This is a genomic window from Paraburkholderia ribeironis (assembly GCF_900019265.1).
Taxonomy (GTDB): domain Bacteria; phylum Pseudomonadota; class Gammaproteobacteria; order Burkholderiales; family Burkholderiaceae; genus Paraburkholderia; species Paraburkholderia ribeironis.
Window position 1 is genome coordinate 17,152 of sequence record NZ_CYGX02000022.1, and the last position, 17,349, is coordinate 34,500.

Annotated in this window: 14 protein-coding genes and 1 pseudogene; 5 read left to right on the forward strand and 10 right to left on the reverse strand. The window is 64.8% G+C overall.

Annotation, left to right across the window (positions count from 1 at the left end; translation table 11 throughout):
- The first annotated feature begins 612 nt into the window (after positions 1-612).
- Positions 613-1,617, forward strand: coding sequence for a M23 family metallopeptidase (locus BN2475_RS10910; protein ID WP_094779546.1), 1,005 nt, complete (start codon positions 613-615; stop codon positions 1,615-1,617).
- Between the two features lie 27 nt (positions 1,618-1,644).
- Here the strand turns inward: BN2475_RS10910 and BN2475_RS10915 are convergent, their stop codons facing one another.
- Both BN2475_RS10915 and BN2475_RS10920 read right to left on the reverse strand, forming a co-directional pair.
- Positions 1,645-2,478 carry an alpha/beta fold hydrolase gene (locus BN2475_RS10915; RefSeq protein WP_094779584.1) on the reverse strand — a complete coding sequence of 278 codons (834 nt, stop codon included), beginning with the start codon at positions 2,476-2,478 and terminating at the stop codon, positions 1,645-1,647.
- A 533-nt stretch (positions 2,479-3,011) separates the two neighbouring features.
- Positions 3,012-3,410, reverse strand: a complete 399-nt coding sequence (locus BN2475_RS10920; RefSeq protein ID WP_094779547.1) for a hypothetical protein — start codon at positions 3,408-3,410, stop codon at positions 3,012-3,014.
- Between the two features lie 505 nt (positions 3,411-3,915).
- On the opposite strand from BN2475_RS10920, the gene BN2475_RS10925 reads away from it, so the two are divergent.
- The 3 genes and pseudogenes from BN2475_RS10925 (at position 3,916) to BN2475_RS10935 (ending at position 7,923) form a co-directional block, all read left to right on the forward strand.
- Positions 3,916-4,371, forward strand: coding sequence for a (2Fe-2S)-binding protein (locus BN2475_RS10925; RefSeq protein ID WP_094779548.1), 456 nt, complete (start codon positions 3,916-3,918; stop codon positions 4,369-4,371).
- A gap of 1 nt (position 4,372) precedes the next feature.
- A complete protein-coding gene (locus BN2475_RS10930) occupies positions 4,373-6,616 on the forward strand; it encodes a xanthine dehydrogenase family protein molybdopterin-binding subunit (protein ID WP_094779549.1) in 2,244 nt (747 codons plus the stop codon).
- Between the two features lie 13 nt (positions 6,617-6,629).
- A pseudogene (locus BN2475_RS10935) lies at positions 6,630-7,923 on the forward strand (c-type cytochrome).
- A gap of 3 nt (positions 7,924-7,926) precedes the next feature.
- On the opposite strand, the gene BN2475_RS10940 reads toward BN2475_RS10935, so the two are convergent.
- The 7 genes from BN2475_RS10940 to BN2475_RS10970 all read right to left on the reverse strand — a co-directional run bounded on the left by BN2475_RS10940 (position 7,927) and on the right by BN2475_RS10970 (position 14,688).
- Entirely contained in the window at positions 7,927-8,583 is a 657-nt protein-coding gene (locus BN2475_RS10940; RefSeq protein WP_094779550.1) for an amino acid ABC transporter permease, read from the reverse strand.
- A 2-nt stretch (positions 8,584-8,585) separates the two neighbouring features.
- Positions 8,586-9,332 (reverse strand): amino acid ABC transporter permease, encoded by a 747-nt coding sequence (locus tag BN2475_RS10945; RefSeq protein ID WP_094779551.1) that lies wholly within the window; start codon positions 9,330-9,332, stop codon positions 8,586-8,588.
- A 142-nt stretch (positions 9,333-9,474) separates the two neighbouring features.
- Entirely contained in the window at positions 9,475-10,299 is an 825-nt protein-coding gene (locus BN2475_RS10950) for a transporter substrate-binding domain-containing protein (RefSeq protein WP_094779552.1), read from the reverse strand.
- Positions 10,300-10,426: 127 nt separating this feature from the next.
- A complete protein-coding gene (locus tag BN2475_RS10955) occupies positions 10,427-11,500 on the reverse strand; it encodes an ABC transporter ATP-binding protein (RefSeq protein ID WP_094779585.1) in 1,074 nt (357 codons plus the stop codon).
- Between the two features lie 49 nt (positions 11,501-11,549).
- Positions 11,550-12,365 carry an ABC transporter permease gene (locus BN2475_RS10960; RefSeq protein WP_245841260.1) on the reverse strand — a complete coding sequence of 272 codons (816 nt, stop codon included), beginning with the start codon at positions 12,363-12,365 and terminating at the stop codon, positions 11,550-11,552.
- A gap of 173 nt (positions 12,366-12,538) precedes the next feature.
- Positions 12,539-13,597 (reverse strand): ABC transporter permease, encoded by a 1,059-nt coding sequence (locus tag BN2475_RS10965; protein WP_174641930.1) that lies wholly within the window; start codon positions 13,595-13,597, stop codon positions 12,539-12,541.
- Positions 13,594-14,688 carry an ABC transporter substrate-binding protein gene (locus BN2475_RS10970; RefSeq protein WP_094779588.1) on the reverse strand — a complete coding sequence of 365 codons (1,095 nt, stop codon included), beginning with the start codon at positions 14,686-14,688 and terminating at the stop codon, positions 13,594-13,596. Before BN2475_RS10970 ends, BN2475_RS10965 begins: the two co-directional genes overlap by 4 nt.
- A gap of 554 nt (positions 14,689-15,242) precedes the next feature.
- On the opposite strand from BN2475_RS10970, the gene BN2475_RS10975 reads away from it, so the two are divergent.
- A complete protein-coding gene (locus BN2475_RS10975) occupies positions 15,243-16,136 on the forward strand; it encodes a LysR substrate-binding domain-containing protein (RefSeq protein WP_094779553.1) in 894 nt (297 codons plus the stop codon).
- A 108-nt stretch (positions 16,137-16,244) separates the two neighbouring features.
- On the opposite strand, the gene BN2475_RS10980 is transcribed toward BN2475_RS10975, so the two are convergent.
- On the reverse strand, positions 16,245-17,327 hold the full coding sequence (locus BN2475_RS10980; RefSeq protein WP_094779554.1) for a calcium:cation antiporter: 1,083 nt from the start codon (positions 17,325-17,327) through the stop codon (positions 16,245-16,247).
- Positions 17,328-17,349: the final 22 nt, after the last annotated feature.

Below are 17,349 nucleotides of genomic sequence, written 5' to 3' on the forward strand. Positions count from 1 at the left end.
CAAGTTTTCGTGGCGTGCTGCCGTTAATGCAGGCGCTATCGCGCCAACGCGCGGGCGTCGTCGATTGCCGAACCCGCTGATGCAACGGTTGCAGCCTTGCGATGTTTGCGCACGCGGAAGCCCGGACCTCGGGAGTCGCTTTGCGAATCGCACTGCGCGACCCAGATGCGGTGCGGTTGCGCGCATGCGTGTGTGAGCCGCCGCCGGCAACCCTCGACGACCGCCATCACGGCCTTGCCGCATCAGCCGTGGCGCGCATCGCGGGGCGGTCGTTGCGGGTGCAACGGACGTCGGCAATACGGTGCGTAATGTTTGTATCAGAGTGTGTGGGGCGGGGCGATTTTATTAAAACCCACTTTACAATTCGGCTGGAATTTTAATCGGCAATCCGATTTTTTCGCGGTGGATCGGCTATTCGAAATGCTGGACACACGGCGTTCCGATAGCAGCGAGAAGTTGGCGAGACTGGATTGCCCCGCTGGACACAACGCGAGCGCTGCGCGAGGCGGCCTCGCCGTGTCACGAATCAGGCCGCGTGACGCAAGACCGCGCACCTCGCGTGCGACGGGGCGGCATCCGGCGCGCCCAAGAATAGAGCAGGAGTCGAACAAGATGGGAAAGCGTTTCGACAGAACGATGATGGCCGGTCTGGCCGGCGCGTGGATTGCGCTAGCGGTGAGCGGCTGCGCGAACCTGGGGCCGCAAGGCGGGCAGAGCGACGTGGCGTCGGCTTCGGCCGCTGCGTCCGGCGCGGCGGCGACGAATCCGGCGGCAGGACAGGACGCCAATGCCGCTTCGGCTGCTACGCCGACCACGACCGGCGCCGACGGGGGCACGTCGCTCAAAAAGTCACCGCCGCTCGTTTATCGCGTCAAGCGTGGCGATACGTTGGCACGCATCGCGCAGCGTCATCATTGCAGCGTCAAACAGTTGCAGTCGTGGAACGGCCTGAAGGCATCGTCGCGTTTGAAGTTGGGGCAGGTGCTGCATGTCGCATCGCCCGACACGGTGCGGGCAGTCAATGCGGCCAATGCGGCGGCGGCCGCCAGGGCGGCCAATGCGGCCAATGCGGCGGCGGCCGCCAGGGCGGCAAATTCCGCGTCGGCGGCGCAGCAAGCGTCTACAACGACGCAGCAAGCGTCTACAACGACACAGCAAGGGGCGGCCTCGGCGCAATCCGCGTCGCCGGCACTTTCCGCCGAACAGGCGCGTGAAGTCACGCAGCAGACCGAGCGGCACGCGAAGGGCGTAGCGCTGGCCTGGCCCGCAGGCGGCCGCGTGGTCGAAGCATTCCAGCCGGGCGAAACGCGCGGCATCGAAATCGGCGGCAAGCCGGGCGATCCGGTGCGCGCCGCGGCCGACGGTAGAGTGATGTATGCCGGCACCGGTTTGAACAGCTATGGCAGTCTGATCATCGTCCAGCACAACAAGGACTTTTTGACCGCCTACTCGCACAACCGCAAGCTGCTGGTCAAAACCGGCGACATCGTTCGGCAGGGCCAGCAGATCGCGGAGATGGGCGACGAAAACAACTCGCGCGTGTCCGTGGGCTTCGAGTTGCGCCGCGACGGCAAGCCGATCGATCCGCTGCCGTATTTGCCACAAGGGCGCGGCTAGTCACGCGCCGTCGTTCGAGCCATTGCGTCACGACGGCGAATCACCGCGGAACCACCGCAGCGCCGCGGCGACAATTGCTTCCGGCGCGTCTTCCTGCATCAGGTGGCCGGCACGCGGCACGGCCTGAAAGTGCGCCGCCGGTATCGCGCGGGCCAGTTGACGACCGCGTTCGAGCGGGATCCACTGGTCCTGTTCGCCCCACAGAATCTGCACCGGGCAGCGCAACTGCGCGTAACGCGCCTCGACTTCATCGGTGTAGCGCTGATCCATCTGCGCGATCTGTCGGTAGAACGCGGCTTGTCCGGTGGCGCCGAGCCACGGCATCACGTAAGGCGCGAGTTCCTCGTCCGGAATCGCGCGGGCGATCGCGCCGCGCAGATATGCCTTCACTACCGCTTCGTGGATGTATGGTGGCAGTCCGGTGAACGCATCGCTGTATTGGCGCACATGCTGCACGAACGGCGAACCCCACGGTGCGACCGCGACCGGATCGATCAGCGTGAGACTGCGGTACTCGCACTGATCGAGCAGATGCGCACGTAACGACGTCGCACCGCCGAAATCATGCGCGATGACGTCCGGACTGCGCAGCTTCCAATGCGCGAGCAGTTCCGCCAGCAACACATTCTGTATGCCGAGCGACACGTCCTGGCCATCGCATTGCGTCGAGCGACCGTAGCCGAGCAGGTCGTAGTAATAGACCGTGCGCGTGTGCGCCAGATGCGGGGCGATGCGATGCCACACATACGATGAGAACGGTGTGCCGTGAACCAGCACCAGCGGCGGGCCATTGCCGGTGACGTGATAGCGCACGGTTTGATCGCGGAACGTATAGCTTTCGGGGAGCGGCCAGTTTTGCATAGCGGTGAGCATCGCGAGAGAGTGCGCTTACCTTAGCAGGGGAACGCGCGGCGTGCTGGGCGGCTTTTCGTAGGTGGCTTTGCATGTCTCCCGCAGAAGCTCACCTTTGTTTTATTCAGCAAAGCCAGGCATTTTGCCAGGCGGGCGACATGCGGGACCGTTTGAATGACTCGCTCGCGGCGTCGGAAACTCGCATGCTGACGAATCGAGCATGAATGAGCCTGAAACAAGGGGATTTTGTGTGGGCGGAAGCCGGAACACCGGGTCATTCGTCTGCCGTGAGCGAGTGCCGCATTCGGGCGGCCCCTACTTCGGTGGTCGCCAGCCGACGTTTCAATGGTGAGGAAATTCGGGAGCAGGCGGCGCGATCGCTGTTGCGATGCGTCGCTGCGCCCGGTGTGTGCGGCGTATCGTTCGCCGTGCGAGTGCGAGTGCGAGTGCGAGTGCGAGTGCAGGTGCAGGTGCAAGTGCAAGTGCAAGAACACTCGCACCATGCCGATCGGACTCAGGCGACCGAGCCGGCGCGCTCCAGCCTACTTCGCCTGAGCCCCGCGCAGCAGTTGCGACACTTCGCCATGGTGATGCAGGATCGCCGGATCGGCCTGCAACAACGGCAGGTAGCGCGGCAGAAACAGATTGTCCGGCAGATCGGGCGAGAACAGACCGGTGACGGCTTCGGCCGCGGCGAGCCGGTCGGCGGCGTCGGCTTCCTTGTCGTCGAGGATTTCATCGACGCTTGCAATGACCGTTGAAAGCGGCGTGAGCCAGCGAAACCCGGAACCGTTGATGAGCACTTGCAGAAACGCCGCGGGTGTCACCGGGCCGAATTCCTTTTCATACACGACGCGTTCGTGATCGAGTATGGCCTTATGCAGCGCCAGTAGCGGTCTGCGAATGTCCGAGAGGAATTGAGTGCATTGCTGGTCGTTCATCGTGCTGCTCCTTCGGATAGTCTGGCTGGATCGAGCCGGGCAATCGGCTCATGTATCCGGGTCACACAGTCGGATCGATCCGGCCGCTTGTGTCTTCAGCTTACACATTCAGGTCATGCTAACAAACTCGCCCGCCATTGATTGAACAAGGCATCGCGTATTCGCGCGAAGCGCGCCGCCTCGCGCCGATGCACGGATACGCCGATACGCCGATACGCCGATACGCCGATGCGTCGATGGTAACCCAATGATCCGACTGCCGTTTCAACCTCGCGCGAGGCGTCCGCAAGATCTCTCACGCCGGCCGGCCGCGTTCACGTACAAAGCGAATTTCCTTTTCCATGGCTACAATTTGCCGTTCTGTTCCGGCGCGTGTTGCAACCGTAAGCCAATCGCGCCGCATATTAGTTCGGTTTGCTGAATGAAAACAGCAAGTCTTCAAGTTTTGGTTCGATGTCCCTGTCTAAACAGCCTCACCAACAATAAGTCCCACCCGGAGCCGCTCATGACAACGTTCAATATCAACGGTCAGATCCACACCGTCGACGCGCCACCCGACATGCCCCTGTTATGGGTCTTACGCGATCTCGTCGGCCTGACCGGCACCAAGTTCGGTTGCGGCATCGCCCAATGCGGTGCATGCACCGTGCATCTCGATGGCGTCGCGGTGCGTTCGTGCGTGCTGCCGGCGGCGGCAGTCGGCAACAGGAAAATCACGACGATCGAAGCAGTCGGCACCACGCCCGCGGGGCAGAAGGTGCAGCAGGCATGGCGTCAACTGGACGTCGTGCAATGCGGCTACTGTCAGTCGGGACAGGTGATGTCGGCGGCGTCGCTGCTCACGAGCAACCCCAATCCCACCGACGCGGATATCGACGCCGCGATGGCCGGCAACATCTGCCGCTGTGGGACGTACAACCGCATCCGCGCGGCGATCAAGCAAGCCGCGAAGGGGGTTTGACATGTCCCAGGGATTGCTCGATGCACAGAACGGCGCGCAGTCATCGAAAGGTCGCGCAGGCGGTGTCTCGCGCCGCGCCTTTCTGACGTTCGGCGTGACGGTGGGCGCGGCGGCTGGCGGCGGCCTGCTGCTCGGCTTCAGCATGCCGGCCGCGAGCCAGGATCAGAAGGCTGGCAAATCGGTGATCGGCGGCGATGCGATCGAAGCGCCGCAAGGCGGCGTGTTCGCGCCGAACGCGTTCATCCAGATCGACACCGCGGGCAAGGTCACGCTGGTGATTCCGAAGGTCGAAATGGGCCAGGGCGTTTATACATCGATTCCGATGCTGATTGCCGAAGAACTCGAAGTGCCGCTCGACGCGGTCACGGTCGATCACGCGCCGCCCAACGAAAAGCTCTTCAAGGACCCGCTGCTCGGCGGCCAACTCACCGGCGGATCGACATCGATCCGCTTTGCGTGGGAGCCAATGCGCCGCGCCGGCGCCACCGCGCGCATCCTGTTGATCAACGCGGCCGCGCAGCAATGGCAGGTCGATCCGGCGAGCTGTCACGCGCAGGCCGGGCAGGTGATACACGCGGCCAGCAATCGCAGCATCGGCTATGGTCAACTTGCGCAGGCCGCGGCCACGCTGCCCGCGCCGCAGAACGTGCCGTTGAAAGACGCGAAAGATTTCAGGCTGATCGGCACGCCGGTGAAGCGCCTCGACTCGCCGGAGAAGGTGGATGGCACCGCGCTGTTCGGGCTGGACGTGCGGGTGCCCGGCATGGTCTACGCGGCGATCGCGAACTGCCCGGTGTTCGGCGGGACGCTGGCGAGCGTCGACGATACCAACGCGAAGAAGATTCCCGGCGTGCGCCAGGTCGTCAAGCTCGACAACGCGGTCGCGGTGATCGGCGAGCATACGTGGGCCGCAAAGCGTGGCGTGCAAGCGCTCGATATCAAGTGGAACGAAGGCGCGGGCGCGAACCTTTCGATGAAGCAGATCGTCGACGATCTCGCCCATGCTTCACAGCGCAACGGCGCGGTTGCGCGTAAAGACGGCGATGTCGGCAAGGCATTTTCAAATGCGAAGTCGCGCGTCGACGCGGTGTATCAGCAGCCGTTCCTCGCACACGCGACGATGGAGCCCGTCAATTGCACGGTGCACGTGCGCGCCGACGGCTGCGAAATCTGGCTCGGCTCGCAAGTGCCGACGCGGGTGGTGGACGCCGCGGTGGCGGTCACCGGGCTGCCCGCGGACAAGATCGTCGTGCACAACCATCTGATCGGCGGCGGCTTCGGCCGGCGGCTCGAGTTCGACATGGTCACGCAGGCGGTCAAGATCGGCAAGCAGGTATCGACGCCGGTGAAGGTGCTGTGGACGCGCGAAGAAGATATTCAGCACGACATGTACCGGCCGTACTACTACGACAAAATTTCGGCCGGGCTCGACGCGAACGGCAAGCCGATCGCGTGGCAGCATCGGATCGTCGGTTCGTCGATCCTCGCGCGTTTCGCGCCGCCCGCGTTCAGGAACGGCCTCGACCCCGACGCCGTGGAAGTCGCCGCGGACCTGCCTTACGACTTTCCGAACCAGCTGATCGACTATGTGCGCCAGGAACCGCACGCGATACCCACCGCGTTCTGGCGCGGCGTGGGGCCGACGCGCGGCACCTTCGTGGTGGAGAGCTTCATCGACGAACTCGCCGCGCAGGCGAAGATCGATCCGGTCAAATACCGTCAGGACTTGCTGGGCAAAACACCACGCGCGCTCAATGTGCTCAACGAAGCCGCGCAGGCGGCGGGTTGGGGCAGTGCGTTGCCGAAAAGGCAAGGGCGGGGCGTGTCGGTGATGCACGCGTTCGGCAGCTTCTTTGCGATCGTCGTCGATGTCGCGGTCGACCAGGGCGAGGTCGCGGTCAAGCGGGTCGTGTGCGCGGTCGATTGCGGCATGGCGGTCAATCCGAACACGATCGAAGCGCAGGTGCAGGGCGGCATCATTTTCGGCATCACGGCGGCGCTGTATGGCGAGATCACGATCAAGGACGGCCGCGTCGAGCAGAACAATTTCACGGACTACAGGATGCTGCGCATCGATCAGACGCCGCCGATCGACGTGCATCTCGTGAAGAGCAGCGAGGCGCCAGGCGGGATCGGCGAACCTGGCACGGCGGCGCTCGCGCCCGCTTTGACCAACGCGATTTACGCGGCCACCGGCAAGCGGCTGCGGCAATTGCCGGTCGGCCGCCAATTGCAAACCGCCTGACGGGAGCCCGGTCATGAAAAACACACTGAAGGGTTTCGGCGCAGCGTTATGCATAGCGCTGCCGTTCTTCGCACAGGCGCCGGTTCATGCGGCCGCTGCGCAGATGGACCCGGCGCCGGTGCAACGCGGTGCCTATCTGGCGAAGCTCGGCGATTGCGTCGCCTGTCATACCGCGTCGAAAGGCAAGCCGTTCGCGGGCGGCCTGCCGATGAGCACGCCGATGGGCCAGATCTACACCACCAACATCACGCCCGACCCGCAGACCGGCATCGGCAACTATACGGAAGAGGACTTTGCCCGGGCGATGCGCGAGGGCGTCGCGAAAGATGGCCACAACCTGTACCCGGCGATGCCGTATCCGTCCTACGCGAAGGTCAACGACGACGACATGAAGGCGCTATACGCGTTCTTCATGAGTGACGTGGCGCCGGTGCGGCAAGCGAACCGCGAGCCGGACATCGGATGGCCGTTGAACATGCGCTGGCCGCTGAAGCTCTGGAACATCGCGTTTCTGCAGAAGGGCGCCTATCAGGACAAGCCGGGCAAGGATGGCGCATGGAATCGCGGCGCCTACCTCGTTCAGGGGCTCGGGCACTGCGGTTCGTGTCATACGCCGCGCGGCATCGCGTTCCAGGAGCAGGCGCTCGATGAGAGCGGCAGTGCGTTCCTGACCGGCGCCGCGCTCGACGGCTGGTTCGCGGCGAACCTGACGGGCGAGCACAACGTCGGGCTGGGTCGCTGGAACGATCATGATTTGCAGATGTTCCTGAAGACCGGCGCGAATCGGCACGCGTCGTCATTCGGTTCGATGACCAGCGTCATCAACAACAGCACGCAAGCCATGACCGACGCCGACGTCGCGGCGATGACGACGTATCTGAAGTCATTGCCGCCGGCGGGCGGCAGCGGTGCGCCGCCTTACACGTACGATCGCGCAAGCGACCAGAGTGTCGTTGAACCGTCCCGCGAGCGATGCCGGCGCGCGTGTCTATACGGCGTATTGCATGCACTGTCATGGCGTCGACGGACGCGGCTTCGCGCCGATGCTGGCGCCGTTGGCTGGCAATCCGAACGTGCTGGAGAAGGACCCGTCGTCGTTGATCAACGTCACCTTGAACGGCACTGGCGAGCTGGTGATCGGCGGTGTTCCGGCGGCGTTTCCGATGCCCAGGTTCGCGCCGGTGCTCGATGACCAGCAGATCGCCGACGTGCTCAGCTTCATGCGGGCCGGCTGGAACAACGGTGCGCCAGCGGTGACTGCGGCCGAGGTGGCGAAACTGCGCAAGTCGACGCAAGCGGCTCGCTAGGCGTCAACGATGCTGCCCGATCTTCTGGCGCTTTTCGAGCACGCGCGCATACCACGTCAACGGGAAGCACATCGCGAAGTAAATCATCGCGACCATGCCGTAGATCGGAAACGGGCGGAACGCGGCGTTGGTGATCATGGTGCCGGTCTTGGTCAATTCGGTGAAGCCGATGATCGACGCGAGCGCGGTGCTTTTCACCACCTGCACGAGAAAACCGACCGTTGGCGCGACGCCGATCTTCAACGCCTGCGGCCACACGATATAGCGCAACTGCTGGCTGAACGTCATGCCGAGACTCGCGCCCGCGGCCCACTGGCCGCGCGGCACGGCTTCCACGCAACCGCGCCAGATATCGACCAGATATGCGCTGGTATAAAGCGTCAACGTGACGGTGGCCGCGACCCACGGCGATACGTCGACGCCAAGCAAAGGCAGACCGAAGAACGCGAGAAACAGCTGCATCAGCAGCGGCGTGCCCTGAAACACTTCCACATACAGGACGACGATGCGGCGCAGCCACGCGATCGGCGAGACGCGCATCGCGAGCAGCAACAGGCCGACCAGGCCGCCGCCGACGAACGCGATCAACGACAGCAGCACCGTCCAGCGCGCGGCAAGCAACAGATTGCGGGCGATGTCCCACAGCGTGAATTCGACCATGATCAACGCTCCGTCGGCAGGGTGCGGGCGCCGCGCCACGTGAGGCGGGTGCGCCAGCGGGACGGCGCGCTGTCGGCGCCGCGTGCGAGCCGGCCCGCGAACAGGCGGCGTCCGAACCGGTTGAGGATCTGCCGCAATACGATCGACATCAGCAGATAGGTCGCGGTGATGATCACGTAGCTCTCGAACGAGCGGAAGTTGCGCGACTGGATGAAGTTGGCCGCATAGGTCAGATCGGGCACCGAGATCTGCGACACCACCGCCGAGCCGAGCATCACGATCAGCACCTGGCTGAGCAGCGCGGGGAACACATTGGCGAGCGCCTGCGGCAGCACGACATAACGAAACACCTGCCGTCCGTGCAGGCCGAGCGCGTGCGCCGCCTGGACCTGGCCGCGCGGAATCGAATCGATGCCGGCGCGCACGATCTCGATCGCGTATGCACCGAGATTGACGGTCATCGCCAGAATCGCCGCCTGGATTTCGTCGATATGGATGCCGAGGCTCGGCAAGCCGAAGAACACGAAAAACAGCTGCACGATGAACGGCGTATTGCGGATCAGCTCCACGTAACTCGCCACCACCCAGCGCGCCCATTTCGGCCCGGCCACCGCGATGCTCGCGCCGCCAATCCCGACCAGCCCGCCAAGCACGGTGGAGACGGCGGTGAGCCCGAGGGTCACGGCGACGCCGCGCGCCAGCATCCCCGCATAGAGGCCGAAGCCGCTGAAATCGAACGCATAAGTCATGGTGTGGCGCTCATGTATGTTCAGACTCCGCCGCGAACGCCCCACTGGAAGCCTCGCAGGAGCGCCCCGGGGATGTCCCCCTGGGGGCGCCCCGAAGCAAGCCCCTTTGGAGACCCGCGTGGCGATTCGCGCAAAAAAAGGTTTAGAGGTCGGCCGGCAGCGGCGCACGCAGCCACTTCTGCGAGATCGCGTTCATCGTGCCGTCCGTGCGAGCCTTGGCAATCGTCTCGTCGACTTTCTGCTTCAGGCGCGGTTCGTTCTTGTTCAGGCCGACGTGATCCGGCGAACTGAACAGCGAAAACTTCTGCTCCGGATCGTTGGCCGGATGACGCGCGAGAATCGTGGCACCGACGTCGTTGCCGACTACCATCAACTGTACCTGACCAGAAAGAAACGCCGAAATTGCGCCGTTCGGATCGTCGAAACGTTTGATGTTGGCGCTCGGCGGCGCGATCTTGGTGACGCTCAGATCTTCCAGCGTGCCACGCGCGACCGAGATCGACTTGCCGGCCAGGTCGGCGGCGTTTTTCACGGGCAGCGATTTCGGGCCGAACACCGCGAGGTAGTAAGGCGCGTACGGCTGCGAGAAGTCGATCACCTTTTCGCGCTCCGGCGTCTGGCCGACGGACAGCAGCATGTCGGCCTTATGGTCCGCGAGGTAGGCCATGCGGTTGTCGCCCGTAACCGGCACGAGTTCGACCTTGGCGTTGAGCGCCTTGCCGAGCAGATTGGCGACATCGATGTCGTAGCCCATCGGCTTCATGTCCGGACCGATCGAGCCGAACGGCGGGTAGTCCTCGAACACGCCGATGCGTACCGTGCCCGACTTCGCGATGCTGTCGAGCGCATCGGCATGGGCGGGCGTCGGCAATGCGCAGAGCGCGCCGAGGCCGGTGAACGCGAGCGTCGCGGCGAGCGTGGCAAACATGCGGCGAGTGGAAGAGCGGGTAGCGGGGCGCTGATTCATGATGGGTCCTCTGTCGAAAACGTCGGTATTGGAATGGGTTGCGATAAGCGGCTTCAGTGCGAGTGGTTCAATGCGTGGTTCAGTGCGCGGTCCAATGGGCGGTTCAGTGCGTGGTTCAATGCGTGGTTCAGTGCGCGGCGCGTGCGGCGATCAGCTTGCATGCGTGCGGCGGCAATTCCGCCAGCACCGGCATGCCGGGCATGAGCCCGGGCGTTTCGCGCGGCGTGGTCGCGGCGGTCAGCGTGAAGCCCGTGCAATCGATGGTGGCTTCGAGCGACGCGCCGACGTCGCGAATAAACGTGACCGTGCCGGCCAGCTGGTTCGGGCCGGCGGTATCGGACGCCGCCTTCACGCAGATGTCTTCCGGCCGGATCAGCAAGCGGATGTCGGTACTGAGTTCCGGCACGCGCGCACTCTGCGCGACGGCGATGCGCCGGCCGCCCGGCAGATTCACGCCGCCAGCGCCATCGCAGGTGACCGGCAGGATATTGCCGAGCCCGATGAAGTCGGCGACGAACTCGCTGACCGGATCGCGATAGATATCGAGCGGCTTGCCGACCTGGGCGATGCGTCCTTTCTCCATCACGACGATTTCATCGGCCATCGTCATCGCTTCGCGCTGGTCGTGCGTGACCATGATCGTCGTGATGCCGAGGCGTTGCTGCAGCAGGCGGATTTCCACCTGCATCGCTTCGCGCAGCTTGGCGTCGAGCGCGGACAGCGGTTCGTCGAGCAGGAGCAGTTGCGGCTGCGATGCGATCGCACGCGCGATCGCGACACGCTGGCGCTGGCCGCCCGATAGCTGCGTGACCGGCCGGTTCGCCATGTGCGGCAGCTGGATCAGCTCCAGCAGTTCGGCGACGCGGCGCGTCTGCTGGTCCTTCGCAACCTTGCGCAGCTTCAGCGGATAGGCGACGTTCTGTGCGACCGTCATGTGCGGAAACAGCGCGAGCGACTGGAACACCATGCCGAAGTCGCGCTGATTGGCGGGCAGTCGCGTGATGTCGCGGCCGGCGAAGTGGATGCTGCCCGAACTCGGCGTCTCGAGCCCGGCGATCATCCGCAGCAGCGTGGTCTTGCCGCAGCCGGACGGGCCGAGAAAGCAGACCAGCTTGCCGTCGGGCACGTTCAGATCGACGCTGTCGACGGCATGGATCGCGCCGAAGCGGCGGGTTACGGCCTGCAACGTTAGATGGGTCATCGGATGCTCCAGCAATGTGTCGTCGTGAGTGCGCGTGCAGTGGGCGCGCTCAAAGCGCGACCCCTTCGTCGCCGATCAGCTTTTCGAGCAGCCAGATCAGCGCGAAGTCGATCGCCACGATGACGACGGCGAAACAGAACACGGTCGGATCGAGCGATGACACCGTGCGGCTGTACAGCCACACCGGCAGCGTCATCGTATCGATGCTGTACAGGAAGAAGGTCACCGTGAACTCGTTGAACGACACGATGAACGCGAACAGCATGCCGGCCAGAATGCCGGGGCGCATCAACGGCAAGACCACGTCGACGAGCGCGCGGCCGGGGCTCGCGCCCATCACACAGGCGGCTTCCTCGAACTCCGGGCCGATCGACGCGACCGACGCCGCGCAGTTCTTCACCGTGAACGGCAGCGCCAGAATCACGTGCGCGATGATCAGGCGGCCTACGCCGAGTTCGACCGGCAGCACGTTGAACACGAGCAACAGGGACAGGCCGAGCATCACCAGCGGATAGACGAGCGGCAACGCGACCAGCTGCTCGACCACGGGCTTGCCGCGAAAGCGGTAGCGCGAGAGCGCATAGGCGGCGGGCACCGAGACGAGCGTAGCGATCAGCATCGTCGAGAGCGCGACGACGAGGCTCGTGGTCAGCGCGGCGCCCATCGACAGCGTGTCGCTCGCGTCCGGCGACACGAAGCTGTGCCACGCCGCGCGATACCAGTGCAGGCCGTATGCGTGCGGCGGAAATTCCAGCGTGTCGGCCGCGCTGAACGACATTGCGATCATCGTGAGGATCGGCAGCGCGGCGAGGAACAGCACGATCGCGGCGGCGAGCGCGGTGACCTTGCCGAGCTGGCCGGGCATCGTGCTCGATAGACGCGGCAGGAGTGACGAACGTGGCGAACGCGCTGGACCTGAACCTGGACCTGAACCTGGACCTGAACCTGGACCTGAACCTGGACCTGGACCTGAACCTGGACCTGAACCTGGACCTGGACCTGGACCTTGCGGCAGGCCCGGGGTGCGAAGTGGCGTGCTCATGCGTGAGGCCCTCCGGCGAGTCGCTCGGTACGGCGCACGAGCCGCTGCGAAAGCGCCATCACCGTGAGTGTGGCGACCATCAGCACGACGCCCGATGCGGAAGCCGCCGGCCAGTTGAGCAGTGGCGCGACCTGGTCGTGAACCAGCACGGCGAGCATCGGCACGCGGCGTCCGCCAAGCAGCAACGGCACGGCGAACGCACTCGCGTTGTACGCGAACACCAGCAGCGCACCGGATACGAGGCCGGGCATCGCGAGCGGCAGCAGCACGTGACGCAGCGTTTGCCAGCGCGTCGCGCCTAGCGTCGCGGCGGCTTCTTCATAGGCGGTCGAGACCGCGCGCAACGCACTCGACAGCGGCAGCACGGCGAGCGGAAACGCCGTCTGGATCAGTCCGAGCAGCACGCCATGCTCGCGATACAACCACATCACCGGACGCTGCACGAGGCCGCTCGCGAGCAGCGCATGATTGAGCAAGCCGGCCGGCCCGAGAATGATCAGCCAGCCGTAGCCTTGCAGCAGCAGATTGACGAGCAGCGGCAGCAGTACGCCGGCGAGCAGCAGCCGTCGCGCGAGCCGCGACTGGGTGCGCGCCATCGCCAAGGCGACGGGAATCGCCAGCAGCACCGCGCAGATCATGCTTTGAAACGCGAGTCTCAACGTGAGCCACAACGACTTGATGAAGTAGCCATCGAGCAGGTCGGCATAGTTTTGCAGCGTGAAGCCACGCCATTCGTTGCCTTGCGTGCCGAAGCTCATGCGCAGCACGACGAGCGCGGCCGCGCCGAGGACGGCGAGAAACAGCAGGATCGGCGTGAGCAACAACCACGGCCGCGCTTTCGCGCCGGCCGTGGCCGCGCGTTGGTCCGATGCGCCACAGGCTACACCGGGCGTCGGTCCGGAGCCCGGTACCAACGCCGCAGCCGACGTTGCAGCCGACGTTGCAGCCGACGCTGCAGCCGACGCTGCATCCGACGCCACGTCCGCAGCCGCATCCGCAGACGCATCCGACGCCGATGAGCCACGCCGCGAAAAGCGCGCGAGCATCATCGTCATGCCGCGAAGATTTCGGTGTAGCGCTTGATCCATGCCGGCTGCACGGCCGCGAGTGCCTTGTCGTCATGCAGCACGGCTTTCTCGGCGATCTGCTGTGGGCTCGGCACGAACGCGCGGCTCGCGGCGGGAATTGTCGCTTTCGAATTGACCGGGCCATTCAGCACGTCGGCGGCCATGCGGCCTTGCACGCCCGCGTCGAGTGAGTGATTGATGAAGGCGTGGATCAGATCGCTGTCGCCCGGATGCGACTTGGGGATCACCGTGAACATCAATTGCGTGGCGAAGCCTTCCTTCATGCCGTAGGTCACGCCCATCTTGTACTCGGGCTTGCGGATCTGATCGGGGAAGAACGCCGGCGAATAGATGCCGCCGATATCGAGCGAACCGGTGCGGAACAGATCGGCCACCTGGTTCGGATTCTCGCCGAGCGTCATCACGTGGTCTTTCAGTTGCATCAGCTTTTTGAAGCCCGGCTCGATGTTCTGTTGCGAGCCGCCGTTCATCTTCGCGGCGATGATCGCGAGGTCGACCGCTTCGGCCCATTCGGGCGGCGGCAGGAACACGCGGCCGGCGTACTTCGGATCCCACAGTGCTTCATACGAGGTCGGTGCGCTTTTGACCGTCGCCGTGTTGTAGATCAAGCCGTCCGACCACAACAGATAGCCGATGCCGAAGCCGTTCGCGCCGGTGCGATACTGCGGCGCGACTTCCTTCAGGTTCGGCAGCCTGTCGAGATCGGGCTTCATCAGCAGGCCGGCGTCGCCGAGGCCCGCCGCGCCGACGCCGGCCAGCGTGATGACGTCGTACGTGGGGCGCTCGCCCGCGGCCTTGACCTTGGCGACCATGCCGGAGGTGCCGTCGGCGCGATCGGCGATCACCTTCGCGCCGGTCTTCGCCGTGAAGGTGGCGGCGATATTGCGTAGCGCGGCCGCGCCGGTATCGTCCGACCAGGTCAGCAAACGCAAGGTCTTGCCGCTGAAGTTCTGTTCCGCCGCTCTCAGGTTGATGAACGGCATCGGCAACGTGGATGCCGCGAGCGCCGCACCGATCGTCTTGATGGCCTGCCTTCTACCGCGTTTGATCTCTTGCATGGCGGTCTCCTTGTGTTGAACGCCTGTTGCCTCGTGATATTCGCCGTGACCGCTGTCGCCGCATCGCCGATCTGCGTTGCGCGTTTGCCCACCGCCCGCCACACGTCGATTGCCGGATGCCTCGTGTGTGGATGCACTGTAGGTTTGCCAAAATCCAGCGCCAAACGAAATATCCGCATGGGCGGCATGACGTAAGCTCATGCTCGGGCTCTCGCGCGAGCGTTCGTGGCGGATCGCGGCCAACTGTCGGGAACGCCGGGGCAGTGGCGCATGCGGGTTAACGTCCAGGCATCGTCGGGGCGTCGTGGTCCACGCCCAGGTATGAGCAAAGCTCGGTTCTGGTGCGTTCGCGCCGGCGTTGCGCGCCGCCGGGGTGCGGGCCGCGGCGCGCCGCCCGCTCGCCGGACGACCGCATGAGCCGGATGCATGCGCGGCGGCCCGCAGGCATCTCGTGCGGCCAATTCGGATCGCGTATCCTGTGGGCTTCACGGGCGTGTCCGGCGATCTTCGCCGGGCCGTCCGCGCAATGATTTTTTCTGATTCTGGATAACCCGATGCGACGTCTTCCGCCGCTCAACGCGCTGCAGATTTTCGAAACCGTCGCGCGCCATCGCAGCTTCACGCGCGCCGCCGACCATCTGTGCCTGACGCAAGGCGCGGTCAGCCGGCAGATCATCGCGCTCGAGGACTACTACAAGTTCCCGCTCTTCAAGCGTCACGCGAAAGGTTTGACGCTGACCGCCGAAGGCGAAATGCTGCTGCCGGCCGTCAAGGAGAGCTTCGCGCGCATCGAGGAGATTTCGCTGCGGCTCACGCGGCAGCGCACCGACCTCGCGCTGAAAGTGCCGACCTGCGTGATGCGCTGGATGCTGCCGAAGATCATGCGCTTCCAGGGCGAATACCCGGATCTGCATGTGCAGATCACCACGACCTGGCAACACGATGTCGATTTCCAGAGCGAGCCGTTCGACGCGGCGATCATCTACGGATCGTCACCGGGTGCGGACGTGCAGGCGGTGCCGTTGTTCGAGGAGCGTCTGACGCCGGTTTGCGCGCCCGATCTGCTGAAGGACAAGCCGCTCGCTCACGTGAGCGATCTGGCGCGCCACACGCTGCTCCATCCGACGCGCGATCATCGCGACTGGAAGACGTGGCTCGCCAGGGTGACCGAGCTGGATGCGGCGAATGCTGGAGCGGTCGACGCCGAACTCGGCCCGAGCTTCGACACGCTCGACATGGCGACCAACGCCGCATTGCAAGGCTTCGGCGTCGCCATCAGCGATCTCGCGCTGATCGACGAGGACGTCGCGGCGAAGCGGCTGGTGCGGCCGTTCGATACGGTGCTCAAGACTGGCTGGCGCTATTACTTCGTCTATCCGGAGTCAGTCGCGCATCAGCAGAAGCTGAATCTGTTCCGCGACTGGATCGCCGCGCATTGGCAAGAGTAGGCCGGCGCAGCGTAGTGGGCGCATGGCCTCACGCCACGCCACGTCACGTCACGTCACGTCACGTCACATCACGCCACGTCACGTCACGCCACGCCACGCCACGCCACCTCACGGCGCGAACGACAGAAACAGATACGCTGCGAACAGCGACAGATGCACCGCGCCTTGCAGAATCGTCGTGCGTCCGGTGCTGAGCGTGAGCGTGGCGACCACCAGCGTGAGCGCGAGCAACACGGTTTCCTTGCCGTTGATGCCGAGCACGAGCGGCTGACCGGTGGCGAGAAACACGCCGGCGACGGTCGGAATAGTCAGGCCGATACTGGCCAGCGCCGAACCGAGCGCGAGATTCAGGCTGTTCTGCAGGCGATCGGCGCGCGCCGCGCGCACCGCGGCCAGCCCTTCGGGCAACAGCACCAGCGAGGCGATCACGATACCGACCACCGCCGGCGGCGCGCCCGCTTTCTGGACCGCGACTTCCACGACCGGCGACAGCACCTTCGCGAGCAGCACCACCGCGACGAGGCAGACCAGCAGCAACACGCTGGCTAGCAGTGCGAGGCTGGCGCCCGGCGGCGCGGCATGGACATCTTCGTCGGGCACGTCGGCAAGGAAGTAATCGCGATGGCGCACGGTCTGCACGAATACGAACACGCCATACAGCACCAGCGACGAAACCCCGGCGAACGCCAGTTGCGAAGGCGACAGGATCGGCCCGACACTGGTGATCGTGTAGTTCGGCATGACGAGCGTCAGCACCGACAACGACGCGAGCACCGCCAGCGCGGCCGCCGCGCCGCGGCTCTGAAAGTCCTGCTCCAGATGCCGGATGCCGCCCACCGTCACGCAAATGCCGACGATCCCGTTACACACGATCATCACCGCGGCGAACACCGTGTCGCGCGCCAGCCCGGCCTTTTCAGGGCCGGAGGTCAGCATCACCGAGACGATCAACGCCACCTCGATCACGGTGACAGCTACCGCCAGCACCAGCGTGCCGAACGGCTCGCCGATGCGATGCGCGACCACTTCCGCGTGGTGCACCGCTGCGAAGACGGCCGCACACAACGCCACGCCGACCAGCACGAGCAACAGTACGTTGTCCGGCATCGCATACGCGGCGCCGAGCACGATCCACGCGATGAACGGCACAGCCAGGGTCCAGCGGGGCAGAACGGTCGTGGGGGCGGTCATTCGGGCTTCCTATTGATGCTTG